The organism is Anaeromyxobacter paludicola, assembly GCF_023169965.1.
Taxonomy (GTDB): Bacteria; Myxococcota; Myxococcia; order Myxococcales; family Anaeromyxobacteraceae; genus Anaeromyxobacter_B; species Anaeromyxobacter_B paludicola.
In genome coordinates this window covers 1,757,495-1,782,563 of record NZ_AP025592.1, presented here as the reverse complement: position 1 = coordinate 1,782,563, position 25,069 = coordinate 1,757,495, and the positions used below count along the sequence as shown (strand labels likewise).

The window sequence follows — 25,069 nt, the reverse complement described above, 5'->3', positions numbered from 1 at the left end:
GGGCGCACGCCGGCCAGCTCGCCGCGATCCGGCTCGGGCTACGGGTGCTCGAAGGCGCCGAGGTCCACGAGCCCGTTCACCACCCGCGCGTTGCCCTGGAAGTCGAGGGCCCCGGGGTAGGCGCTCCAGACGGTCGCGTCGCCGACCTTGAGCGCGGGGGAGGTGCTCGAGACCGAGAAGTCCCCCGCGCCGGCGTTGGTGAACTGCGGGTCGGAGGTGATCTTCACCGCGTCCGGACCGGCGCCGCCGCCGAAGTACAGGTTGTGGTTCATGGTCCCGACCGGCCAGGAGAGGCCGTTCGAGTACGAGGTGGAGTTGTTCGCGAGGACGTTGTTCTCCCAGGAGACGCTGGCGCTCGTGTACGGGCGGATGGCGAAGCCGGTGCCGCACCCGTAGATGGTGTTGTTGAGCACCTTGATGTTGTAGACGGTCGAGCCGTCGGTGCTGCTGTACCAGTTCCCGAGCATGATGCCGTTCACGTCCTGGCTGGCGACGTTGTTGCGGATGACCACGTCGTGCGAGCCGGGGTAGCCGGGCTCGCTCACCACCGAGATCGCCCAGCCGGAGTTCCGGATCGTGTTCCGCTCGATGGTGGCGGTGTTGCCGCCCGTCACGTAGATGGAGTTGGAGGCGTTCCCGTACCAGTACGTGCCGTCGTGCTTCTTGCTGATCCACTCCAGCAGGTTGCTGCGGACCACGTTGCTGGAGGAGTTCTGGCCCAGGTCGATGCCGATGGCGTCGGTGTCGTGCAGCCAGTTCTTCTCGATGGTCACGGCGCTGCCGGTCACGGACATCGTCTCGCCGTAGTTCGAGACGATGGAGCCGAACTCGTTCCCGTAGATGAGGACGTTGTTCGCCGGGGCGGTGACCCAGAAGTCGAGCAGGGCGTTGGAGCCGTCCCAGGCGCCGTTGTTCTGGATCTTGAGCACCTTGTTGTACTTGAACTCGACGTAGCTGGACGAGCCGGAGATGTTGACGCCGCGCTGCATCCCGCCGAGCACCTGGTAGTTCTGGAACGTGAGGCCCTGGATGCGGACGTAGCTGCGGCTCGGGACGGCGAGGTACGGCACGCCGTCCGTCACGGTGCCGAGGTACGAGAGGTCGATCACCACCTGCTCACCGCCGCAGGCGACGCCGGTGAAGCCGCCGCAGCCGCCGGCGGGGACGCTGAAGCCGTAGGGCTGGAAGGTGACGTAGTTGCCGCTCGTGCCCGAGACGTTGACCGAGAGCCGCTCGTTGTACGTGCCGCCGCGGATGTTCACGGTGGAGCCGGCGCTGGCGGAGCTCATGGCCTTCTGGATGGTCCGCCAGGGCGCCGACAGGGTGCCGGCGTTGGCGTCGTTGCCGGCGGTCGAGACGTAGAACTGCGGACCGGTGGCGGCCACGGGCGCGCTGACCGTGACCGTCGCGGCGCTGCTCTTGGTCGAGTCGGCCTGGCTCTTCGCCACGACGTGGTAGGTGCCCGCCGCGGAGGGGGCGGTGTAGAGGCCGGTCGAGCTCACCGCGCCGCCGGCGGCGCCTTCCTGCACGGTCCAGATCACGGAGGTGTTGGTCGTGCCGGTCACGCTCGCCGTGAACTGCGCCGAGCCGCCGGTGGTGACGCTGGCGGTGGCCGGGTTCACCGCGATGCCGACGACCGGGGTCGGAGTGGGCGTGGGCGTGGGGGTCGGGGTCGGGGTCGGGGTCGGAGTCGGAGTCGGAGTCGGAGTCGGGTTCGTGGTCACGACCACCGGCGCCGTGACGGTGACGGTCGAGGCGCTGGTCTTGGTGCCGTCCGCCGCGCTCGTGGCGACCACGTGGAAGGTGCCCGCGACGCCGGGAGCGGTGTAGAGGCCGGTCGAGCTCACCGTGCCGCCGGCCGCGCCCTCCTGGACGCTCCAGCTCACGGCGGTGTTGGTGGTGCCGCCCACGGAGGCGGAGAGCTGCACCGTCGCGCCCTCGACGAGCGACGCGGTCTGCGGCGTCACCGCGACGGACACCGGCAGCGGCGCCGGCGTGGACCCGGGGGTGAGCGTCACGGCCAGCTCGGTGACCGCGGCGAACTTGTTCTGGCTGTTGCCGTTGACCGTGAGCTGCACGTAGCGGGCGCTCGTCGCGGGGAAGGCGTACTGCTCGAACTGGAGGCTCGTCCCGGAGGACGTCCCGCTGAACACCTGCGTGTAGCTCGCGCCGTCGGCGCTCACGCCGATGGAGAAGGCGTACTGGCGGCTGTTGCCGCGGTACCAGGCGACCTGCAGCCCCTGCACCGACTGGACGGCGCCCAGGTCGGCGGCGATCCACTGGCCGGCGCCGACGGCGGACCAGCGGGTGGCGAAGTTGGCGTCGATGGCGGCCGACGCCGGGTAGCCGCTCTGGGACGAGCTGGCGGTCACGGAGACGATGCCGCCGTTGCTCGTGAGCGCGTACTGCTCGGTCGCGAAGGGGCCGGGGCCCTCGTCGTTGGCGACCGTGTCGCTGCTGCTCTCGCTCCCGCCACAGCCAAACTGGAACACCAGCGCGGATGCGATCAGCAGTGCCATTCCTCTTCTCAAGTCCGTTCCTCCTGGGCTCGGTCGCCCGGCTGCGTGGTACCCTCCCGGCCGGGGTTCGCTGCTCGGAGTACGACCGACTGCCTGCCTCTCCGCTCACCGAGCTCCGGCCTGGTGTCCCTCGACTACAGGACACCTTGGTGGGGAGTCAAACGACACCCCCTAGGGGTCAGAGGGGTAGGATTTGTCGTACCTACGGACGTTTAGGAGACGGCCAGGCGAGCGCTCGGGAGGGTAGTCGAGGAGCCCACCGGCGTCGGATCGGCAGGTTAGGGCGCTAGGAGATGTGGGGGACGCTCCGCGGGGGTGGGGCCGGCGCGACCCTCGCGTTACATCTCCCCGCCTGTCGGAGTTGCCTGTGGGTGAATCCGGCTTTCGGGCCCGATCTGCTCGCGGACGCGCAGGGCACGGACCGTCCGTCCGTCACCGGAGGCCCGCGAGCGCCCCGAATTCGGCCCGCGCGAGCCTCGTGAACGGCACAGCGCGCTCCGGCACCATCTGCTACAACGGATCCGCGCCATGACCCGCCGCGTCCTCCTCCTCGCCCTGGCCCCGCTCTGCGCGACGGGCTGCCTCCTGCCCGCGACGAGGCTCGACGCCGGCGCCCTGGAGAGCCGAGGGGAGGGGAAGAGCCCGCCCTCGCCGGCGGCCTTCCGCGTCCAGCCCATCGACCCGAAGCTCATCGAGGCGCAGGCGATCACGTCGAGCCAGGTCCGGCGCGCGGCGCTCCCCGACCCGAACGCCGCGCTGGCCGCGAGCTACGAGTACCGGATCGCGCCGCACGACGTGCTCACGGTCATCGTCTACGACCACCCGGAGCTCACCATCCCGGCCGGCCAGTACCGCGCCGCCGAGAACACCGGCTACCCGGTGAGCTCCGAGGGCTACGTCTCCTTCCCGTACGTGGGCCGGTTCAAGGTGGGCGGCCTGACGCTCGAGGAGGCCCGGCGCGCGCTCACGGACCGGCTGTCCACGGTGGTGCACTTCCCGCAGATCCAGGTCCTCGTCGCCTCCTACCGCGGCAAGCGCTTCCAGGTCTCCGGCGAGGTGCTCGGCGCCGGCACCTTCCCCATCACCGACGTGCCGGTCCGGGTGCAGGACGCCCTCGGGCTCGCGCGCGGTCCGGGGCCGGAGGCCGACCTGCGGCACGTGGTCCTCTCGCGCAACGGCCAGCGCTTCGTGCTCGACGTGCAGGCGCTGCAGGAGCTCGGGGACCAGAGCCCGAACTGGCTCCTGCAGGACGGCGACGTCCTCCACGTCCCGGACCGGAGCCGCAACCGCGTCTTCGTGGTGGGCGAGGTCCGGCTCCCGCAGACCCGGCAGATGGTGAAGGGCCGGATGACGCTCGCCGAGGCCCTCTCCGACGTCGGCTGGCTCGACCCGCTGGCCGCGAACCCGGCGCAGATCTTCGTGCTCCGGGGCACCTACGAGGCCCCGGAGGTCTACCGGCTCGACGCCAGCCGCGCCGACGCGATGCTGCTCGCCACCCGCTTCCGCCTCCGTCCGCGCGACGTGGTCTTCGTCGCCACCTCCGGCATCGCCCGCTGGAACCGCTCGCTCGCCCAGATCATGCCGACCGTGCAGACCATCTGGCAGAGCTACGACATCCTGTACCGCAGCACGCGGTAGCCGCCGGCGGACGGGAACTGGCCCCGCGCCCCGCCGGCGCGGTAGATATCGCTCGCGAGGAGCGGGCGTGACCGAGGCGCTGGAGCTGACGTTCGACGAGGTCCTGCAGGCCGGCCGGCTCCTGTTCGGCCCCGGCTTCACCCCGCACGCGCGCTGGCAGCTGGAGCTCCGCGCCGCCTTCCGCCGGCGCTCCTTCGAGACCCACCCCGACCGCGCCGTCGCCCTCGGCCGCGCCCCGGACGAGCTCGCGCGCGAGTTCACCGCGGTCTCCGACGCCTATCGCGCCCTCGCCGCGCTGCGCGTCATCCCGGCCGCGCCCCACCGGCCGCCGCCGCGCCCTCGCCCGGCGCCGGCGCCGCGCCGCGACCACCGGCCGCCGCCGCGCCCGGCCCCGCCGCGCCCGGCGCCGGACGCCGAGGCCCGTCGCGAGGGCTCGCCCGGCGCGGGCGCCTCGGCCCGGTCGCCGTTCCACCGGACCGGGCAGGGCGGTCGCGCCGGCGCCTCGCCGTTCGCCGCCGGGGGCCAGCGGGTCTGGAGCCCCGGCGAGGCCGGCCTCCCGCGCCGGCGGCTCAAGCTCGCCGAGTTCCTCTACTACAGCGGGAAGGTGCCCTGGTCCGCCATGGTCGAGGCGGTCGCCTGGCAGCGGCGTCAGCGGCCGGCGGTCGGCGCCATCGCGACCGGCTTCGGCTTCCTCACGCCGGCGGAGGTGGCGGAGCTGCTCGCGCGCCGGCTGGCCGAGGCGGCCTCGCAGGTGCCGTTCGGCGAGTACGCCCTCCGCGAGGGCTACCTCACGCCGTTCCAGCTCCTCGCCACCCTCGGCCGCCAGCTCCGGCTGCAGCGCCCCATCGGGCAGTTCTTCGTGGAGCGCGGGCTGCTCGACGACGACGATCTCGAGCTGCTCCGGCACCGCATGTTCTCGCACAACCTGCGCTGGCGCTGACCCTCCGCGCCTTCGCGAGGGGGCCCTGCGCTGGCGCCGAGGGGCTGCGGCCGCGCGCCACTTCCCCTCCTTCGCCGCACCGTGTAATCTGCGGCCCAGAGAGATGACTCCGAGCCCCGGCTCCTAAACCCTCTGGCGAGGGCAGGGAACCTGGGCCGTGGGCGGCCAGAGGCCGTCCACCGGGGCGAGAACGGAAACGCGCTCGCCTCCCCGGACCTTGGAAAGGGGCATCGTGCTGCGCCTTCAGGACGCCTTCGGGCGTCGCTTCACCTACCTCAGGCTCTCGGTCACGGAGGCGTGCAACTTCCGTTGCGCCTACTGCCTGCCCGACGGCTACCGGGCCACGCCCGGGCTCCCGGCGCCGCTCACGCCCGCCGAGGTCCGCCGCCTCGCCGCCGCCTTCGCCGGCCTGGGCGTCGAGAAGGTCCGGCTCACCGGCGGCGAGCCGACGGTCCGCAAGGATCTGGTCCAGCTCGTCGAGGCGGTGGCCGGGACGCCGGGCATCCGCAAGGTGGCGCTCACCACCAACGGCTACGACCTCGTCCGGCTGGCCCGCCCGCTCCGCGAGGCCGGGCTCACCGCCCTCAACGTGAGCGTGGACAGCCTCGACCCGCGGCGCTTCGAGGAGGTCACGCGGAGGCCGCTCCTCTCGCAGGTTCTCGCCGGGATCGAGGCGGCGCTCGCGGAGGGCTTCGCGCCGGTCAAGGTGAACGCGGTGCTGCTCCGTGGCCTGGGCGAGGCCGAGCTCGCGCGCTTCGTGGGCTGGACGCGGGACGTGCCGATCTCGGTCCGCTTCATCGAGCTCATGCGCACGGGCTGCGACCAGGGCTACTACGCGGCGAACCACCGCCCGGTGGCCTGGGTCGAGGAGGCGCTCGCCGCCCGCGGCTTCGCCGCCGCCCCTCGCGGCGCGACCGACGGCCCGGCCGTCGAGTACCGCCACCCGGCCCACGCCGGCACCGTCGGCGTGATCGCGCCCACCGCCGCCCACTTCTGCGAGGGCTGCAACCGGCTCCGGGTCTCGAGCCAGGGGGCGCTGCGGCTCTGCCTGTTCGGCGAGAAGGACGCGTCGCTGCGGCCGCTGCTGCAGTCCGACGGCCAGGGCCCGGCGCTGGCGGCCCGGCTCGCCGAGCTGGTCGGAGAGAAGCCGCGGGCGCACCGGCTCTCCGAGGGCCGGGCCGGTCTGGCCTGGAACCTGGCCGGTATCGGCGGCTGAATTTTCCGCCGAGTCACGGCGACTTGCCTGCTCCACGGGGCAGGTGGGATCGCGCGAGGACTCCTCCGCTCCACGATTTCTGCGGTAAGGGCGCCGGAAGGCGCCGGAATCGTGCTGGCTCGATTCCAGCATCTACCGCCCGCGCGCCCCGTCCGGAGGTCCTTGGCGGGGCAAAAGGTGCGCCCGCTTCAAAAAGCGGTCGGATCGGTTCGCAAATCGTGCGCCCACGGGCGCCCGGCCAAGAGAGGACAACCAGGGATGAGTCTCGGTAGAAGACAGTGGTTGAAGGTCACTGCCGGTGTGGGTACCGGCCTCGCCCTCGCGGAGCTCGGGCTCAGCGAGAAGCAGGTCCAGGCAGCCAACCGCGGACTGAAGCTCAAGGGGGCCAAGGAGTACACCACCGCCTGCAACTTCTGCTCGTGCGGCTGTGGCATGGTCGGTCACGTCCAGGACGGCAAGCTCGTCAGCCTCGAGGGCGATCCGGGCCACGCCATCAACCAGGGCGCGCTCTGCACCAAGGGCGCCGCCATGCGCGCGACCCATGAGTCGCCGCGCCGGGTCAAGGTGCCGATGTACCGGGCCCCGGGCTCGGACAAGTGGCAGGAGATCAGCTGGGAGCAGGCCTACGAGAAGATCGCGAAGAAGATCAAGGAGACCCGCGATCAGACCTGGATCGCCACGCAGAAGGACGGCGACGTCGAGTACCCGGTGAACCGGACCGACTCCCTCGCCTTCCTCGGCGGCGCCCAGAACACCAACGAGGAGTGCTACCTCATCAACAAGATGGGGCGCCTCTTCGGCACGAGCTTCATCGAGCACCAGGCACGACTTTGACACAGCCCCACGGTCCCCAGTCTGGGGGCCTCGTTCGGCCGTGGCGCGATGACGAACAACTGGGCGGATCTCCAGCACGCCAAGGTGTTCCTCATCGAGGGTAGCAACTGCGCCGAGAACCACGTGATGGCGCTCAAGTGGATGCGCAAGGCGCAGCAGAACGGCGCCAAGATCATCCACGTCGATCCGCGCTTCAACCGCACCTCGTCGATGGCGGACATCTACGCCCGCATCCGGCCCGGCGCGGACATCGCGTTCCTCTCGGCGGTCATCAACCACATCCTCGTCAACAAGCTCTACGACGAGGAGTACGTGAAGCTGCACACCAACGCGCTCTACACGGTGAGCGACGAGTTCGGCTTCGCCGACGGCCTCTTCACGGGCTTCCACGAGGACAAGCACAAGTACGACCAGGCCTCCTGGAGCTACGACCTCGACAAGAAGACCCACAAGCCGCAGAAGGCCGCGAGCCTCGACGACCCGCGCTGCGCCTTCTCGAAGCTGAAGCAGCACTTCAGCCGCTACACCCCCGAGGTGGGCGAGCAGATCTCCGGCGTCCCCGCCGCGCAGATCAAGCTCATCGCCGAGACCATGGCGGCGAACAAGCCGGGCACGATCATGTACGCGCTCGGCATGACGCAGCACACGGTCGCCATCCAGAACATCCGCTGCTACGGCATCCTGCAGATGCTGCTCGGCAACATCGGCAAGATGGGCGGCGGCGTGAACGCGCTGCGCGGCGAGCCGAACGTGCAGGGCGCCTGCGACATGTCGGTGCTGCACGGCTACATGTTCGGGTACCTCAACTACCCGGTGCACAACCAGCCGACGCTCGAGGCCTGGACCAAGGACAACGGCACCTTCCGCGCGAAGATGACGATCAACGGCCTCAAGGCCTGGTTCGGCGAGAACGCGCAGAAGGAGAACGACTTCGGCTTCGGCTTCCTGCCGAAGAAGGACGCGGCCAAGGACTACACGGTCTACGGCATCTTCGAGGCGGCCATCGCCGGCAAGATGAAGATGCTCTGGACCATCGGGCAGAACCCGATGGTCACCAACGCCAACCTCACCATGGTGCAGGAGGGCCTCGCCGCCCTCGACACGCTGGTGGTGCAGGAGCTCTGGGAGACCGAGACCGCCGCCTTCTGGCAGCGGCCCGGCGTGGACCCGAAGTCGATCAAGACCGAGGTCATCCTCCTCCCCGCCGCCTACTTCATGGAGAAGGAAGGCACCATCAGCGGCTCCGGCCGCCTGGTGCAGTGGCGCTACGCGGGCGTGCAGCCCCCGGGGCAGGCCAAGACCGACTACGAGATCGTCGACACCGTCTTCAAGAAGGTGCGTGACCTCTACAAGGGCTCCACCGATCCCAAGGATCAGCCCATCCTCAAGGCGGCGTGGGACTACGCCAGCTGCGAGGACGTGCTGAAGGAGATCAGCGGCAAGAACCTCAAGACCGGGGAGTTCATCAAGAAGATCCCCGACCTCGAGGCCGACGGCTCCACCTCCTCGGGCGTCTGGATCTACGCCGGCGTCTTCGGCGGCGGGAAGAACCTCTCGAAGCGGCGCGACATGAAGGATCCGACGGGGCTCGGGCTGTACCCCGGCTTCGCCTGGACCTGGCCCGGCAACATGAAGGTGCTCTACAACCGGGCCTCCTGCGACGCCAACGGCAAGCCCTGGCCCGGCACCAAGCCCCTCATCTGGTGGGACGAGGCCGAGAAGAAGTGGAAGGGCAACGACACGCCGGACGTCCCGGTGGCGACCGACGGCCCCGACACGCCGAACGGCCAGAAGGCGTTCCGCATGAACGCCGAGGGCGTGGGCCGGCTCTTCGCCGGCGTCTACAAGGACCCGGGCGCCAAGCCCGAGGACCTGCCGCGCGACTCGAGCTACGTGCCGAAGGACGGCCCGCTGCCGGAGATGTACGAGCCGGTGGAGAGCCCCACCGTCAACGTGCTCCACCCCAAGGTGTCCGTGAACCCCTGCGTGAAGTACCCGCGCGTCAAGGGGAAGCAGCCCATCGGCACCTCGGGTGAGTTCCCCTACGTGCTCATGACGTCGAGCATCGCCGAGCACTGGTGCGCCGGGTCCACGACCCGCAACGTGCCCTGGCTCAACGAGCTCTTCCCGGAGCCGGTGGTGGAGCTCCCGGAGAAGCTCGCGAAGCAGCTCGGGGTCCAGAGCAACGACAAGGTCAAGGTCTGGAGCGCCCGCGGCGAGGTGGTCGTGAAGGCGGTGGTCACGAAGCGCATGCAGCCGCTCATGATCAACGGCAAGGAGGTCACCACGGTCTGGATGCCCTACAACTGGGGCTTCAAGGGTCTGTCGACTGGTCCTTCGACCAACTACCTGACGATCGACGCCGTCGATCCGGGAGCCGGGACGCAAGAGACCAAGGCGTGCCTCGTCAACGTGAAGAAGGTGGAGGGGCAGCGGAACGCCTAAGGGCCTCCCGCCGAGGACACGACCATGAGCAAGAGCTACCTCATCGACACGACGAACTGCGTCGGCTGCCGGGCCTGCCAGACGGCCTGCAAGCAGTGGAAGGACATGCCGGGCGAGCAGACCGTGCTCAACCCGACGACGCGCAACTTCCAGAACCCGACCACCCTCTCGTCCAAGACGCTCACCGTGGTGCAGTTCCACGAGCTCGAGGACGACAAGGCGCCGGGCGGTCTCCGCACCGTCTTCGCCAAGCGCCAGTGCATGCACTGCGAGGAGCCGGCCTGCGCCTCCGCCTGCCCCGTCACCGCGATCCACAAGACCGGTGAGGGCGCGGTGGCCTACGACGCGAGCAAGTGCATCGGTTGCCGCTACTGCATGTGGGCCTGCCCCTGGGGCGTGCCCATGGCGGAGTGGGACTCGCTCGCGCCGAAGATCTCGAAGTGCGACATGTGCCACGAGCGCTTCCAGTTCGAGGCTCCCGCGGAGTTCAACGGCCAGGCCCTCTCGGCCGAGGACGCGAAGCAGCTCGCGGCCATGAACTCCCTCCCGGCCTGCGTGAAGACCTGCCCGGCCGGCGCGCTCAAGTTCGGCGAGCGCGAGGAGCTCCTGAAGGAGGCGAAGGAGCGCATCCGCCAGAGCCCCGGCAAGTACGTGGACCACGTCTACGGCGAGCACGAGGCGGGCGGCACCAACGTCCTCTACCTGGCGTCGGTGCCGTTCACGAAGCTGGGCTTCCCCGAGGTCGGGACCGAGCCGTACCCCAAGTACAGCAAGGTCGCCCTCGGCGCCGTGCCGCCGGCCGTCATCGGCGTCGGCGCGGTGCTCGGCGGCGCCTACGCCCTCCAGAAGCGGAAGGCGGAGGTCGCCAAGGAGGCCCTCGCGGCGAAGCCCGCCGCGGCGGCCGCCGAGGCCCACGACCACCACCCGCACTTCGAGCGGCTCGACAAGAAGCTCTGGACGCCCGCGAATCTGCTGCTCGCGGCGCTCATGGCCTTCGGCGGCGTCTCGTTCCTGGCCCGGTTCGCCCTCGGCCTCGGCGGGGCGACCCACCTCTCCGACACCTACGCCTGGGGTCTCTGGATCGTCTTCGACCTCGTCTGGATCGCGGTCGCCGCGGGCGCCTTCGCCACGGCCGGCCTCATCTACGTGGCCCAGCGCAAGGACCTCTACTCGATCGGGCGCTCGGCGGTCCTCATGGGCCTCCTGAGCTACTCGTTCGTCACCGTGACGCTGCTCGCCGACCTCGGCCTGCCGTGGCACTTCTACCAGCTCGGCCTGCAGGCTCCCGAGCACTCGGCGATGTTCGAGGTCTCCTGGTGCGTGGGCCTCTACGTCACCATCCTCCTCCTCGAGTTCCTCCCCGTGCCGTTCGAGCGGTGGGGCCTCGCGAAGGCGGCCGAGACCTGGCGTAAGTACGCGCCGGTGTACGTGGTGGGCGCGCTGTCGGTGTTCGTCTACCTCCTCTCGCGCAAGGTGATCTGGTCGGCGCTGGCGCTCGTGGTCTTCGGCTTCCTCGCCTGGACCTTCCGCCAGCCGAAGGGCAAGAAGCCCGAGCCCATCATGCTGGCCATCGCCGCGGTGACCTTCTCGACGATGCACCAGAGCTCGCTCGGCTCGCTCATGCTGCTCATGCCGGACAAGCTCAACCACCTCTGGTGGTCGCCCGTCATCCCGGTCCTGTTCTTCCTCTCCTCGATCGCGGCGGGCCTCGGCCTCGTCATCCTCGTGGAGATGTGGATCGCGAAGGCCTGGAACCGTACCCTCCGCGTCAAGCAGCTCGCCGCGATGGGCCAGGTCACCTTCTGGGCGCTGCTCGTCTACCTGGTGGCCCGCTTCGCCGACGTCGCCGTCCGCGGCGAGCTCGCCGGCGTGGGCGCGAACCCCAAGGGCGCGCTGTTCCTCGTCGAGGTGGTGGTCGGCGGCCTCCTGCCGCTCGCCCTCCTCTCGCAGAAGAGCCTCCGCGAGAAGCCGGGCGTGCTGGGCCTCGCCGCCTTCCTCACCACCGGCGGCATCGTGCTCAACCGCATGAGCGTGGTCCTCTTCGCGATGACGCTCAAGGGCCCCATGCCGCAGATCGCCGCGGCGAGCTACTCGCCCAGCGTCTTCGAGTGGGGCATCTCGGTGGGCCTCATCGCGGCCACCATCTTCCTCTTCGGCCTCGGCGCCCGGCTCATGCCGGTGCTCCCGGCGGAAGAGAAGTCGCACTAGGGCTGGTCCCGCTGCCCCGCAGCGGGTAGATGAATGCTCCCGGCAGGCTCCGGCCCGCCGGGAGCTTTTTTTTGGAGCCACTCCTCCCGGAGGTGAACGACATGGACGCAGCCCGCCAGCGCTGGATCGAAGCCCACCCGTACCTCGCGCCGGTGGCGCGCCTCGACGAGGCGGTCGCGGCGGCGCTCGACGCGGCCGGGCCGGCGCCCGCGGTGGCCGAGCCGGACCTCGCGGCCTACGTCGCCGACTACCACGAGGGCGTCCCGCTCCTGCACAGCGAGGCCGCGGCGCTGGACCTCGCGCCGGCCGTGTCCGGGCTGCTCGGCGAGCTCGTGGCGCGGCTCGCCGCCGACGAGCGGCTGCCGGAGAAGCTGCGCGAGGGCTGCCGCGCCGAGGCGGCCGCCTGGGCCGCCGATCCGGCCCGCCGGCTCGCCACCGCGCGCTGGGCGCTCTCCACCGGCGAGGAAGGGGCCCCGCCGGCGCAGCCCGGGCTCGTGCTCTTCCTCGCCTGGCGCGCCGCGGCCCGCGCCCTCGCGCCGGTGGTGGCCACCTTCGCCGGGCAGCGGGACGAGGCGCGCTGGGGCCACGGCTACTGCCCGACCTGCGGCGCGGTGCCGATGAACGCCTGGCTCGTCCCGGGCGAAGGCGTCCGCGAGAAGCAGCTCGCCTGCGGCTGCTGCGGCACCCGCTGGGCCTTCCAGCGCATCGGCTGCCCGCACTGCGGCGAGGGCGAGTCGAACAAGCTCTCGATCCTCGAGGTGGAGGGGGAGGGCGGGCTCCGGCTCGACGTGTGCGACGCGTGCAAGGGCTACGTGAAGACCTGGGCGGGGGAGGGCGATCCCTCCCTCCTGCTCGCCGACTGGACCACCCTGCACCTCGACGTCCTCGCGAAGGAGCGGGGCTACGAGCGCAAGGGCGTGTCGCTGTACGAGCTGTAGCGCCCCCCGGGGCTGACCCCGAGGTGCCCACCCCGAAGCGCCCGCCGGCGCGCCGCGGCGTCCGCGTATCCTGCAAGAAGATCGGCTCGCCGCCGCTCCCTCCCGCCCGGCGGGAGGACCGGACGCGCGCGACGGGCCGGAAGTCACTCCCTCCCCGCCGGGCGGGGAGGGTGGGACGCGCGATGGGCCCGGCGTCACTCCCTCCCCGCCGGGCGGGGAGGGCGGGGGAGGGGCGACCAGGGGGGACCATGCCGTTTCGCGACCGCCAGGACGGCGGCCGGCAGCTCGCGGCCGCCCTGGAGCGCTTCCGCCGGGAGCGCCCGCTCGTCCTGGCCGTGCCGCGCGGCGGCCTGTCCGTCGCCTGCGTGGTGGCGCGCGCCCTCGCCGCGCCGCTCGAGCCGCTCGCCGTCCTGAAGCTCGTGGCCCCGGGGCACCCGGAGCGCCCGGTGGGCGCGGTCGCGGAGGGCGGGGCGTCTTGGACCGACGTCCGGCTCGCGCGCGCGCTGCGGCTCTCCGAGGCGGACCTCGCCGAGCTCGCGGCCCGGGCCACCCCGGAGCTGCTCCGGCGCGGCCGGGCGTGGCGCGGCGGGCGGGCGCTGCCGGACCTCGCCGGGCGCACCGTGCTGCTCGTGGACGACGGCGTGGCGACCGGGGCCACCGCCCGCGCCGCCGCGCGCGCCGCCCGGGCCCACGGCGCCGCCTGGGTGGTGCTGGCGGCGCCGGTGGTCGCCGGCCGGCTCGTCCCGGAGCTCCGCGCCGACCTCGACGAGGTGGTCGCGGTCGAGCTCCCCTTCGAGCTCGGGCCCCTCGCGCGCTGGTACCGCGAGCTCCCGCCGGTCGAGGAGGGCGAGACGCTGGCGCTCCTGCGCGAGGCCCGGCGCGACGAGGGGCTCGCGGACGGCGCCGGGCCGGGCGCCGAGCCGGCGGACCCGGAGGAGCGCGAGACGGTGGTCCCCATGCGCGGGCTCGAGTGCGGCCGCACCGGGCTGGACGGGACCCTCGGCGTGCCGGCCGGCGCGCGCGGGCTCGTGGTCTTCGCGCACGGCGCGGGCTCGACCCACGCCGGGGCCCGCAACCGCCGCGTGGCCCAGGCGCTCCGCCGCGCCGGGCTCGCGACGCTCCTCTTCGACCTGCTCACGCCGGAGGAGCGGGCCGAGGACGAGGCCACCCTGCAGCTCCGCTTCGACGTGGACCTGCTCTCGGCCAGGGTGGTGCAGGCCCTCCGCTGGGCGCGGCGCCGGCCCGCGCTGGAGCAGCTGTCCGTCGGGCTCTTCGGCGCGAGCACCGGCGGCGCCGCCGCGCTGGCCGCCGCGAGCGCGCTCCCGGGGGAGGTCCGGGCGGTGGTGGCGCGCGGCGCGAGGCCGGACCTGCTCGCGCCCGAGGTGCTCGCGCGCATCGACGCGGCGGTGCTGCTCCTCGTCGGCGGCCGCGACGAGATGGTGCTCTCGCTCAACCGCTCCGCCCTGCCGCACCTGCGGCGCTGCGAGCTCGCGGTGCTGCCCGGGGCGAGCCACCTCTTCGAGGAGCCGGGGGCGCTCGCGGCGGTGGCCCGGCTCTCGGCGGACTGGTTCGGCCGGCACCTGCCGGCGCTCCCGGAGTCCCGGCCGGCCGGGTGAGGCGTGGCGCGCCGCGACCCGGCGTGGTTATCTGGCTCCCAGCGTGAACCGCCTCGAGCCCGCCCCGCCCTCCGCGCCCGCGCCGTCCGGCCCGCCGCCCGGCGTCCTCTCGGCGGCGGTGCTGGTCGCGTCGCTCGGCTACTTCGTGGACATCTACGACCTGCTCCTCTTCAGCATCGTGCGGGTGCCCTCGCTGCGCGCCCTCGGGATCTCCGGGCAGGCCCTCATCGACGACGGCGTCTTCCTCCTCAACACCCAGATGGCCGGCATGCTCCTCGGCGGCGTCTTCTGGGGCGTCCTCGGGGACAGGAAGGGCCGGCTCCACATCCTGTTCGGGTCGATCACGCTCTACTCGCTCGCGACCCTCGGGAACGGCCTCGTCCACGGCCTGCCCGCCTACGCCGCGCTGCGCTTCCTCGCCGGCGTGGGGCTCGCCGGCGAGCTCGGGGCCGGGGTGACCCTGGTCTCCGAGATCCTCCCGAAGGAGCTGCGGGGCTGGGGCACCATGCTCGTCGCCAGCGTCGGCGTCTCCGGGGCGGTACTCGCCAACGTGGTCGCCACCCGGTTCGACTGGCGCACCGCCTACCTCATCGGCGGCGGCCTCGGCCTCGCGCTGCTCCTGCTGCGGGTCGGCGTGGCCGAGTCGGCCGTGTTCCGGCGGCTCGAGCGGCAGGGGCGGGCGGTGGCGCGCGGCAACTTCCTCTCGCTCTTCACCAGCTGGGGCCGCTTCCGCCGCTACGCCAAGACCATCCTCATCGGCACGCCCACCTGGTTCGTGGTCGGGATCCTGGTCACCTTCTCCCCCGAGTTCGCCCGGGCGCTCGGCGTCACCGGCGCGGTCTCGGCCGGCAGCGCCGTCATGTACTGCTACCTCGGCCTCGTGATCGGCGACTTCGCCTCGGGCGCGCTCTCGCAGCTCCTCCGGAGCCGCAAGAAGGTGGTGGTGGGTTACCTGTGCCTCGTCGCCGCCACCGTGGCCGCCTGGTACGTCGTGCCGCGGGGCCAGGCGCCGGACCTGCTCTACGCCTGTTGCGCCGCCCTCGGCTTCGCGGCCGGCTACTGGGCCATCTTCGTCACCGTGGGCGCGGAGCAGTTCGGCACCAACCTGCGCGCCACGGTCGCGACCACCGTGCCGAACTTCGTGCGCGGCATGCTCGTGCTCATCACGAGCGCGTTCCAGGTCGCGCGCGCCCACCTGGGGCTGCTCGGCGGCTCGGCGCTGGTCGGCGCCGTCTGTGTGGGCGTGGCGCTCGTGGCCGCGGTGCGGCTCGAGGAGACCTTCGGCCGCGACCTCGACTACCTGGAGCTCGACGAGCCGCTCGCCTGAGCCCCGCCCGGTCCCGGCGCCCCACCAGGACGAGGCACTAGCTTGCAGGGGCGTGAGCCCGACCCGCCGGCGACTGCGAGAGTATGCCCTCACCGCCGGCGAGCTGGGCGCCGCCGCGGCGCAGACCGTGATGGTCGCGCTGCTGCCGGTGCTCATCGCGCCCTACGCCCCGTCGGCCATCTGGATCGGCTTCGCCATCGGCGGGGAGGGGATCTTCGCCCTGCTCCTGCCGTTCTGGGTCGGCGCGCTCTCGGACCGGCTGCCGCGGAGGCTCGCCCGCCGCTTCGGGCGGCGCACCTTCTTCCTCCTCCTCACGGCCCCGCTCATGGCGCTCGCGCTCGTCGCCTCGCCGTGGCTGCGCGGCTACTGGCCGCTCGCCGGCGCGGCGTTCGTCTGCTTCGCCGCCCTGCACGCGTACCTGACGCCGTTCTGGACGCTCCTCATCGACGCGGTGCCGGAGGAGCGGCGCGGGACGGTGCAGGGCGTGCGCGGCTTCTTCCGCGCCGGCGGCCTCGCCTACGGCCTGGTGGCGGCGGGCCTTCTCTTCGCCCTCTGGCGCCCGCTGCCCTTCCTGCTCGCGGCGGCCCTGCTGCTCGCCACCACCGGCGCGACCGCCTGGGCCGAGCGCCGGATCCGCGCGGCCGAGGAGCCGACCCGGCGCGAGGGGCTCCTCGACTCCTGGCGGCAGGTGGCGGCCCGGCCCGGGGCGGCGGCGCTGCTGGTGGCCGAGGCGTTCTGGAACGCCGCCATCGACGGCATCCGCCCCTACCTCTTCCTCTACGCGAAGCACGTGCTGGGGGCGACGGTGGCCGAGACCTCGGGTGGGCTGGGGCTGCTCGTGGTCGGGCTCGCCGGCGGCTCGGTGGTGGCGGGGCGGCTCTCCGACCGGTACGGGCGGGCGCGGATCCTGTCGGCCGGCTCGGCGCTGCTCGCCGCGGGGATGGCGGCCGGGTTCTTCGCCCGGTCCTTCCCGGTGGCGCTGGTCGTGCTCGCCTTCGCGGGAATCGGCGCCGCCGCCGAGCTGGCGCTGCCGTACCCGCTCTTCGCCGAGCTGATGGGCCAGGACGCCGGCGGCGAGCACACCGGCATCTACGTCATCTCCTTCAGCCTGGGGCGGATCCTGGCCCCGCTGGTGGTCGGCGGGGCGGTGGACCTCGGTGCGCGGGCCCAGCCGGGCACGCACGGCTACCCGTTCATGTGGCTCGTGGCCGGCGGCTTCGCGGTGTGCGGCTGGGGCGCCCTCCAGTGGTCGCGCCGGAGTACCATGCGGGCGGCGGCCCAGGCATGATCGACTCCCACTGCCACCTCGACGGCATCGCCTTCGACGCGGATCGCGAGTCGGTGCTGGCGCGGGCGCGCGCGGCCGGGGTGGAGGCGCTGGTGGTGCCGGGCGTGGCCCCCGGCGGATGGGCGCGGGCGGCCCGCTTCGCCCAGGAGCACCCGGGGGTGCACGTGGCCTTCGGGATCCACCCGCAGCTCCTGCCGGAGGTGCCGGCCCGCGAGGACGACCGGATGCTCGCGGACCTCGAGGCGGCGCTGGCGCGCGGCGGGGCGGTGGCGGTGGGGGAGTGCGGGCTCGACGGCGCCGACGCGGTGGGGGCGGCGCTCGAGCGGCAGGTGTCGGTGCTGCGCGGGCAGCTCGCGCTGGCCCGCCGCTTCCGGCTCCCGGTGATCCTCCACCTCCTCCGGGCGCACCACGCGCTCCTGGCGGTGCTGCGGGAGGAGCCGCCGCTGCCGGCCGGCGGCGTGCTCCACAGCTACAGCGCCGGGGCCGAGATGGTCCCGCCGTTCGCGGCGCTCGGGCTCCACTTCGGCTTCGGCGGGCCGCTCACCTACGAGGGGGCGCGCAAGCCGATCGCGGCGCTCCGGGCCGTCCCGCCGGGCCGGCTCCTCCTCGAGACCGACGCGCCCGACCAGACCCCGCGGCCGCACCGGGGCCGCGGTGAGCCCGCATTCCTCGCCGAGGTGCTCCGGGCCGCGGCGGCGGCGCTGGGGAGGACCGAGGCCGAGGTGGAGGCCGCGACGAGCGCGGCGGCGCGGGGGCTGTTCCGGCTCGGGTGAGACCTCCTCCCTCGCGCCGCGACCCGCGAGCGGAGCTAAGGCGCTCCGGCGAGGGCGGAGCCGCGCCGCCGGTACAGCCACCAGCGCCCCTGGTGCGCCTCGAGGGAGACCGGGGAGGTGGCCCTGGCGAAGAGCTCCGGCCCCGGGTCACGCGCCGCCCGGGCCAGGAAGTAGTCGAAGTGCCCGTCCACGTCCCAGTCGAAGCGGCGGGCGTCCGACTCCAGCCCGAAGGTCATCCGCGGATCGGCTCCCGGCCGGTAGCGGACCGGCTGCACGAACCCCTTCGCGAACGAGTAGCCGATGGTCCCGCCGGCGCTCGCCTGGTACCAGGCCGTGAAGTGCAGGAAGACGGGCAGCTCGGGGAAGGACGGGTGCGTGAGCTCGAAGGTGAGCGGCACGACGGAGCGGCGCGGCTCCATGGCCGACCGGACCGCGTCGAACTGGCGCGCGTCGGCATCGAAGGCCTGGAAGCGCTGCGCCAGCACGCCGAGCCACCCCACGGCGCACGCGAACACGAGCGCGTGCGCCAGCCGGCGCCGCCAGCCGCTCGCCGTGGTGGCCAGGGCGGAGAGCAGGCAGATCCCGACCATTACCGCAAAGCGGTGGTAGATGAGGCCAACCGAGCGGGCCATCTCGGGGAGGACCAGGTAGAGCGCGAAGGCGAGCGCCGCGGGCGCCCAGACGCGAGCGCTCCGGATGACCCGGGCTCCGGCGATCGCCAGCGCGAGCACGATCCCGCCGGTCAGGACCAGTGGCGCGTAGTCCGGGGGCAGCCGCGGATCGAAGGGGGCGGTGCGAAAGTCGAACAACAGGGCGAGCAGCTCGCCGAGCCGCCTCGGGCCGAGCTCCCAGAGGACGGGGTGGGCGGCGACCGGGCTGTGGGCGGACGCGGCGGCGCCCCAGGCGAGCGCCAGGGCCGCCGGGAGCGCGAGCGGGAGGCCGCGGCGCAGCGCCACCCGGAGGTCGCCGGCCGCGGCGCCGATGACCAGCGCCGCGGCCGCAGTCGCGAAGAGCAGGATGAGCGCGTGGCAGAGGTAGAGGCCCGCCGCGAACGCGAGGAGCCAGGCCAGCCGCGCGCGCGTGGGCTCGCGCGTGTACGCCTGCGCCTCGGCCAGGAACACCACGCAGATCGGCACGGCGAACAGGAAGTTCAGCAACCCCCAGTAGAAGGCGACCCCGAAGGCGAGGGGAAAGCCGAGCAGGCACCACCACTCGTCCGCGCCGGTGCGGCGCAGCAGCAGCCGCATGGAGAAGGGCACGCCGAGCACCGCGAGCAGGACCGTCACCTTCAGCGCGAGCGGCACCGCCAGGCGCTCCGCCAGGAGCCGCGCCACGGCATAGCCGAAGAGGTAGGGCGAGCCGAAGTCGAGATAGAACTGCTGCTGGAACGCGAAGCGCGGATCCTCGATGTGCTTCCAGATCGCGATCTGCGCGGCGTGCTGCGGCAGATCGACCATCGGCAGGTACCGGCACGAGGCGAAGAGGGCGACCGTGCCGGCGGCGCCGGCACAGAGCGCGGCGGTGAGCCAGCGGTCTCGCGAGCCTCTTCGGGGATCGGCCACGGCGGCGCGATGGTATCGCGTCCGATCCCGGGCCGGCGCCCGGTCCAGCGGTCCCGCTGGGGTCGCCCGCCGCTTCGCGCTACCATGCGCCCCCCATGACCGCGCCGCTCTCGCCCCGCCTCGATCGCACCGCGCGCCTCCTGGGCCTCGACCCGATGGAGCGGCTCGCCCGCGCCCACGTCGTCGTCATCGGCCTCGGCGGCGTCGGCTCGTTCGCCGCCGAGGCCCTGGCGCGCGCCGGGGTCGGCCGGCTCACGCTCTGCGACGGCGAGCGCATCGACGAGACCAACGTGAACCGCCAGCTCCACGCCCTCGAGGGCGAGGTGGGGCGCTACAAGGCCGAGGCGCTGGCGGACCGCTACCGCCGCGTGAACGCCGCCGCCCGGATCGAGGCGGTCTGCGAGCGCTACGGCGAGGAGACCGCGGCCCGCATCGTCCCCGCCGGCGTGGACTTCGTGGTGGACGCGGCCGACACGGTGGTCGCGAAGCTGCACCTCATCTCGCGCTGCCTCACGGAGCGGATCCCGCTCGTCACCTCGATGGGCGCCGCCCGCCGGATCGACCCGACCGCGGTCGAGGTGACCGACCTCTGCGAGACGCACACCGACCAGCTCGCGAAGGACGTGCGCAAGTACCTGCGCCGGCACCACGGCATCTCGGCGGTGTCGCCCACCGGCGTGCTCGCCGTCTGGTCGCGCGAGCCTCCGCGCGACACCCTCGCCCTGCCGTGGGACGAGGCGCTCGGCGTGCCGGGCGTCCGCGCCCGCCCGGAGGGCGAGCGGCGGCGCGAGCCCAAGGTGTTCGGCAGCGCCGCCTTCGTGACCGGCGTCTTCGGGCTGGCGGCCGCGGGGGCGGTCGTGCAACGGCTCACCGGGCTCGCGCCCGCCACGCCCCGCGAGCTGGGAGAGCGCGAGGCGAAGCGGCGCAAGAAGAAGGTCACCTCGCCGCGGCGCTGACCCCGGCAGGGCCGCCAGGGCACGAGCCGCTCCCCCTCGCCGTCGCCATCCTTTCCGGCGACCCGATCGCGAGGGGGTCCCCGTGTGGATCGTCCGCCTGGCCCTGCGCCGGCCCTACACCATCGCCGTGCTCTGCCTGGGGATCGTCCTCTTCGGCGGGCTGGCGATCGCCCGCTCCAAGGTGGACGTGCTGCCCTCGGTGGACATCCCGGTGGTGGTGGTGGTCTGGGCCTACCCCGGCCTGATCCCGGAGGAGATGGAGAAGCGGGTCATCTTCCTCACCGAGCGCGCCCTCTCCACCACCATCAGCGACATCGAGCGGCTCGACTCCCAGTCGATCAGCGGCATCGGGGTGGTGAAGATCTACTTCCACCCCGACGTCGAGATCGGCGGCGCCATCGCCCAGGTCACGAGCGTCTGCAACACCATCCTGCGGCTCATGCCGCCCGGGATGACGCCCCCCAACGTCCTCCAGTTCAACGCCAGCAACGTCCCGGTGGCGCAGCTCACGCTCTCGGGCGAGGGGCTCGGCGAGCAGGAGCTCTTCGACTACGGCCTGAACGTGCTGCGGCTGCGCCTCTTCACCATCCCCGGCCTCGCCACCCCGGCCCCGTACGGCGGGCGCCAGAAGCAGGTGATGGTGGACATCGACCCGGGCCGGCTCGCCGCGACCGGGCTCTCGCCGCAGGACGTGGTGAACGCGCTCACCGCCCAGAACGTGATCCTGCCCGCCGGCAGCGCCCGCCTCGGGAGCTCCGAGCTCGACGTGCAGCTCAACAACAGCCCGCTCCAGGTGGCCGAGTTCAACCAGCTCCCCGTCCGGGAGGTGAACGGCCGGCTCGTCCGCATGGGCGACGTGGCCAACGTCCACCAGGGCTACGCCGTGCAGCAGAACGTGGTCCACGTGGACGGGCGGCGCTCCACCTACCTCGCGCTGCTGCGCAAGGCCGGCTCGTCCACCCTGGCGGTGGTGGACTCGGTGAAGGACATGCTCCCCGCCCTTCAGCGCTCCGCGCCCCAGGGGCTGAAGCTCGAGCTCGACTTCGACCAGAGCCAGTTCGTGCGGGCGTCGGTCCACGAGGTCCTCCGCGAGGCGCTCCTCGCCGCCGCGCTCGTGTCGCTCATGATCCTCTTCTTCCTCGGGAGCTGGCGCGGGATGGTCATCGTCTGCAGCTCCATCCCCATCGCCATCCTGGTGTCCATCGTGGGGCTCTTCCTCGGCGGCCAGACGATGAACCTCATGACGCTCGGCGGCCTCGCGCTCGCCATCGGCATGCTGGTGGACGACGCCACGGTGGAGGTGGAGAACATCCACCGCAACAGCGCCATCCCCGGCGAGGACGGGCAGCCGCGGCACCTCACCCGCGTGGTGCTCGACAGCGCGCACCAGATCGCCGTGCCCGCCCTCGCCGCCACCCTCACCATCTGCATCGTCTTCTTCCCGGTGGTGCTCCTCACCGGCCCGGCCCGCTTCCTCTTCCGTCCGCTCGCGCTCGCGGTGGTGCTGGCGATGCTGGCGTCCTACCTGCTCTCGCGCACCCTCGTCCCCACGCTGGCGCGCATGCTGATGGAGCGGGAGCACGCGCACATCGCCGGGGGGCGGCAGGTGTCGGAGCACGCCGGGCCCGTGGCCCGCTTCGCGGCCCGGTTCAACGCCCGCCGCGACCGGCTCTTCGACCGCTTCCAGGCGGGCTACGGCGCGGTCCTGGCGGTGGTGCTGGCCCACCGGGTGCGGGTCGGGGTGGCCGCGCTGCTCCTGCTCCTGACCGGGCTCAGCCTGGCGCGGGTGGTCGGGCTCGACTTCTTCCCCCAGGTGGACACGGGGCAGATGCGGCTCCACTACCGCGCGCCCCGCGGGACGCGGGTCGAGCTGACCGAGCGGCAGGTGCTCGAGGTGGAGCGGGCGGTCCGCGAGCTCGCGCGCGGCGAGGTGGCGAGCGTCGTGGACAACATCGGGATCCCCATCTCGTACAACCTCGCCTTCGTCCAGACGAGCAACGCCGGCGGCGAGGACGCCGAGATCCGAATCTCGCTCCGCCCCGGCCACGAGCCGTCGGGGCGGCTCATGGACCGGATCCGGCGCGAGCTGCCGGCGCGCTTCCCGGGCGCGCAGCTCTGGTTCGAGCCGGCCGACGTGGTGAGCCAGGTGCTCTCGTTCGGGCTCCCCGCCCAGCTCGAGGCCGAGGTGGTGGGGCGCGACCCCGAGGCGGCGCTGCGCACCGCGCAGGAGGTCGCGGCGGCGGTCCGGCGGGTGCCCGGCGCGGTGGACGTGCACCTGGCGCAGGTGTTCGACCGGCCCGCGCTCGGGGTGGAGGTGGATCGCCAGCAGGCGGAGCAGCTCGGCCTCTCCGAGCGCGACGTCGCCTCGAGCCTGCTCACCTCGCTCAGCTCGAGCACGCTCTCCGCGCCCAGCTTCTGGGTCGATCCCCGGACCGGGGTCAACTACACGGTGGCGGTGCAGACGCCCATCGACCGGATCCGCGACACCGGCGATCTCCTCGGAACGCCGCTGTCCGCCGGCTCCGGGAGCGGCGGGAGCGGGTCCGCCGGCGCGCTGGGCGGCAGCTCCGGCGCCGGAGGGGGCGCGCCGGCCGACGCGACCCCGCCCGGCGGCGTGACCGCCCCCTACCTCGGCGCCATCTCGGCGCTGCGCGCGCGGACCAGCCGGACCGCCATCGCCCACGACACGGTCCAGCCGGTGGTGGAGGTGCAGCTCGCCGCCAGCGACCGCGACCTCGGGGCGGTGGCGAGCGAGATCCAGGCGAGCGTGGACCGGGTGAAGCTCCCGCCCGGCATCAGCGTGAAGCTGCGCGGCCAGAGCGAGAGCATGTTCCAGGCCTTCGGCCGGCTCGGGCTGGGGCTGGTCCTCGCGGTGGCGCTCGTCTACCTGCTGCTCGCCGTGCTGTTCCAGTCCTGGGCCGACCCGCTCATCATCGTCATGGCGGTACCGGGCGCGCTGGTCGGCATCCTCTGGATGCTCTCGCTCACCGGCACGACGCTCAACGTCGAGTCGTTCATGGGCGCCATCATGGCGGTCGGCATCGCGACCTCGAACAGCATCCTGCTCGTCTCCTTCGCCAACGACTACCGGGCCGCCGCGGAGAAGGATCCCGGCCCGCTCGAGGCGGTGCTCGAGGCCGGCCGGACGCGGCTGCGCCCCGTGCTCATGACCGCCCTGGCGATGATCCTCGGGATGCTGCCCATGGCCATCGGGATGGGGGAGGGCGGGGAGCAGAACGCGCCGCTCGGCCGCGCCGTGATCGGCGGGCTGCTGGCCGCCACCTTCAGCACCCTCTTCCTCGTGCCCGTCGCCTACACCTTCCTCCGGCGGAAGGCCCCGCGGAAGCACGAGCTCGACGTGACCTTCGCCGCCGAGGCCGGCGAGGCGCCGCCCCGGTCGTCCGTGCCCGGCGGGACGGGGCCCGCGCCGGCGCCGGCGGGGAGCTGACGCATGGACGACCGGACCCGACCGTCGCAGCCCTCGCCCCGCGCCGGCTCGGACCGCGAGCGGACCCGGCACGTCACCCTGGTCCTCGTCGTCGCGGTGCTCGTCTGCGTCGCCGGCGCCCTCGCGCTGGCGCTGGTGCGCCACCACCGCGAGGCCGGCCAGCGCGACCGGCTGGCCCGCGCCGCGGCCGAGGGGCCGCGCGTGCTCGTCGCCACCGCCACGCGCCCGAGCGACGTGCGGGAGGTGACGCTGCCCGGCGACGTGCGGGCCTTCTGGCAGACCACGCTCTACGCCAAGGTGAACGGGTACGTGCGCCGGATGGACGTGGACAAGGGCGATCGGGTGAAGCGCGGCCAGGTCCTCGCCGCGATCGCCTCGCCGGAGACCGACCGGCAGGTGGATCAGGCGCGCTCCACGCTCCAGGTGCGCCGGCGGCTCGCCCGCCGGGTGCGGGCGCTGGCGCCGCGCGGGATCGTGTCCCAGCAGGACCTCGACCAGGCCAACGCCGACCTCGCCATCGCCGAGGCGGAGCTCCGGCGCGTGCAGGCGCTGCAGGATTACGAGGTGCTGCGCGCCCCCTTCGACGGCGTGGTGACCGCCCGCTACGCCGACCCCGGCGCGCTCCTCTCCTCGACCGGGAGCGGCCAGCCCGTGCTCGAGGTCTCGGACCCGGCGCGGTCGCGCGTGCTCGTGTACGTCGGGCAGGACGTGGCGCCCTTCGTGCGGCTCGGCGACGAGGGCGTGCTGCGCGTCGAGCAGCTGCCCGGGCTCGAGGTGCGCGCCCGCGTGCGGCGGATGGCCGACGCGCTCGATCCCCGGAGCCGCTCCATGCTGGTGGAGCTCTGGCCCGACCCCGGCGGCGACCCGGCCTTCCGGCTCGTGCCAGGGCTCTTCGTGCACGTGGCGCTGAAGGTGAAGGTGCCGGCCATGCCCGCGGTGCCGGAGGAGGCGCTGGTGTCGCGGGGGGAGAAGCTGCAGGTGGCCCTCGTCCGCGACCAGAAGCTCCACTTCGTCGAGGTGGAGCCGGGGGCGACCGACGGGAAGACGCTGCAGATCCGGCGCGGCCTCTCGGGCGGGGAGACCGTGGCGCTGTCGCCGCCGTCGGACCTCGGGGAGGGGGCGGCGGTGCAGGCGGTGGAGCCGAAGAAGCGGCAGGCGGATGCGGGGGGGCAGCAGCGGAGAGGGAGGGCGGGGGAGCGCTGAGGCCCAGGTTCACGCGCGAGAAACCTGCGCGTCTCGCCCTCACGCGGGCAAACCGTCGCGCACGATACCGTCCACCCGGCGAGTGCAAGGCGGAGCCGCGCCGGCCCGAAACAGGAGACCATGGCCGACACACTCGACCGGGTTGCCTAGCAGGGGCG

Annotated in this window: 15 protein-coding genes and 1 riboswitch; of the genes, 13 read left to right on the top strand and 2 right to left on the bottom strand. The window is 73.1% G+C overall.

From position 1 onward, the window contains the following. Positions 1 to 38: 38 nt before the first annotated feature. Positions 39 to 2,519: a discoidin domain-containing protein gene (locus AMPC_RS08365; RefSeq protein ID WP_248345690.1), complete on the bottom strand. Its 2,481-nt coding sequence runs from the start codon at positions 2,517 to 2,519 to the stop codon at positions 39 to 41. 528 nt (positions 2,520 to 3,047) lie between these two features. Between AMPC_RS08365 and AMPC_RS08360 the strand changes: the two genes are divergently transcribed. The 10 genes from AMPC_RS08360 (at position 3,048) to AMPC_RS08310 (ending at position 17,742) form a co-directional block, all read left to right on the top strand. After that, positions 3,048 to 4,157: a polysaccharide biosynthesis/export family protein gene (locus AMPC_RS08360; protein ID WP_248345689.1), complete on the top strand. Its 1,110-nt coding sequence runs from the start codon at positions 3,048 to 3,050 to the stop codon at positions 4,155 to 4,157. A gap of 67 nt (positions 4,158 to 4,224) precedes the next feature. Beyond that, positions 4,225 to 5,097 (top strand): J domain-containing protein, encoded by an 873-nt coding sequence (locus tag AMPC_RS08355; RefSeq protein WP_248345688.1) that lies wholly within the window; start codon positions 4,225 to 4,227, stop codon positions 5,095 to 5,097. 95 nt (positions 5,098 to 5,192) lie between these two features. Further along, positions 5,193 to 5,341, top strand: a riboswitch (molybdenum cofactor riboswitch). Continuing rightward, complete coding sequence (gene moaA, locus AMPC_RS08350) at positions 5,330 to 6,313, top strand: GTP 3',8-cyclase MoaA (RefSeq protein ID WP_248345687.1); 984 nt, start codon at positions 5,330 to 5,332, stop codon at positions 6,311 to 6,313. (Overlaps the previous riboswitch by 12 nt.) 258 nt (positions 6,314 to 6,571) lie before the next feature. After that, on the top strand, positions 6,572 to 9,592 hold the full coding sequence (gene fdnG, locus AMPC_RS08340; RefSeq protein ID WP_256466138.1) for a formate dehydrogenase-N subunit alpha: 3,021 nt from the start codon (positions 6,572 to 6,574) through the stop codon (positions 9,590 to 9,592). Positions 9,593 to 9,616: 24 nt separating this feature from the next. Next, on the top strand, positions 9,617 to 11,800 hold the full coding sequence (locus AMPC_RS08335; RefSeq protein WP_248345684.1) for a 4Fe-4S dicluster domain-containing protein: 2,184 nt from the start codon (positions 9,617 to 9,619) through the stop codon (positions 11,798 to 11,800). Positions 11,801 to 11,901: 101 nt separating this feature from the next. Further along, positions 11,902 to 12,738 carry a formate dehydrogenase accessory protein FdhE gene (locus tag AMPC_RS08330; protein ID WP_248345683.1) on the top strand — a complete coding sequence of 279 codons (837 nt, stop codon included), beginning with the start codon at positions 11,902 to 11,904 and terminating at the stop codon, positions 12,736 to 12,738. 248 nt (positions 12,739 to 12,986) lie between these two features. Next, complete coding sequence (locus AMPC_RS08325) at positions 12,987 to 14,354, top strand: alpha/beta family hydrolase (RefSeq protein WP_248345682.1); 1,368 nt, start codon at positions 12,987 to 12,989, stop codon at positions 14,352 to 14,354. A gap of 43 nt (positions 14,355 to 14,397) precedes the next feature. Further along, entirely contained in the window at positions 14,398 to 15,681 is a 1,284-nt protein-coding gene (locus AMPC_RS08320; RefSeq protein ID WP_248345681.1) for an MFS transporter, read from the top strand. Between the two features lie 52 nt (positions 15,682 to 15,733). Beyond that, complete coding sequence (locus AMPC_RS08315; RefSeq protein ID WP_248345680.1) at positions 15,734 to 16,969, top strand: MFS transporter; 1,236 nt, start codon at positions 15,734 to 15,736, stop codon at positions 16,967 to 16,969. After that, positions 16,966 to 17,742, top strand: a complete 777-nt coding sequence (locus AMPC_RS08310) for a TatD family hydrolase (RefSeq protein WP_248345679.1) — start codon at positions 16,966 to 16,968, stop codon at positions 17,740 to 17,742. The genes AMPC_RS08315 and AMPC_RS08310 overlap by 4 nt, the downstream gene beginning before the upstream one ends. Before the next feature lie 35 nt (positions 17,743 to 17,777). Here the strand turns inward: AMPC_RS08310 and AMPC_RS08305 are convergent, their stop codons facing one another. Beyond that, the gene (locus AMPC_RS08305; protein WP_248345678.1) at positions 17,778 to 19,304 is read right to left on the bottom strand and encodes a hypothetical protein; all 1,527 of its coding nucleotides are present in this window, start codon (positions 19,302 to 19,304) and stop codon (positions 17,778 to 17,780) included. Between the two features lie 95 nt (positions 19,305 to 19,399). On the opposite strand from AMPC_RS08305, the gene AMPC_RS08300 reads away from it, so the two are divergent. From AMPC_RS08300 to AMPC_RS08290, 3 genes are all read left to right on the top strand, one after another. Continuing rightward, complete coding sequence (locus tag AMPC_RS08300; RefSeq protein ID WP_248345677.1) at positions 19,400 to 20,260, top strand: tRNA threonylcarbamoyladenosine dehydratase; 861 nt, start codon at positions 19,400 to 19,402, stop codon at positions 20,258 to 20,260. Positions 20,261 to 20,342: 82 nt separating this feature from the next. After that, entirely contained in the window at positions 20,343 to 23,708 is a 3,366-nt protein-coding gene (locus AMPC_RS08295; protein WP_248345676.1) for an efflux RND transporter permease subunit, read from the top strand. Between the two features lie 3 nt (positions 23,709 to 23,711). Further along, positions 23,712 to 24,911 (top strand): efflux RND transporter periplasmic adaptor subunit, encoded by a 1,200-nt coding sequence (locus AMPC_RS08290; RefSeq protein ID WP_248345675.1) that lies wholly within the window; start codon positions 23,712 to 23,714, stop codon positions 24,909 to 24,911. Positions 24,912 to 25,069: the final 158 nt, after the last annotated feature.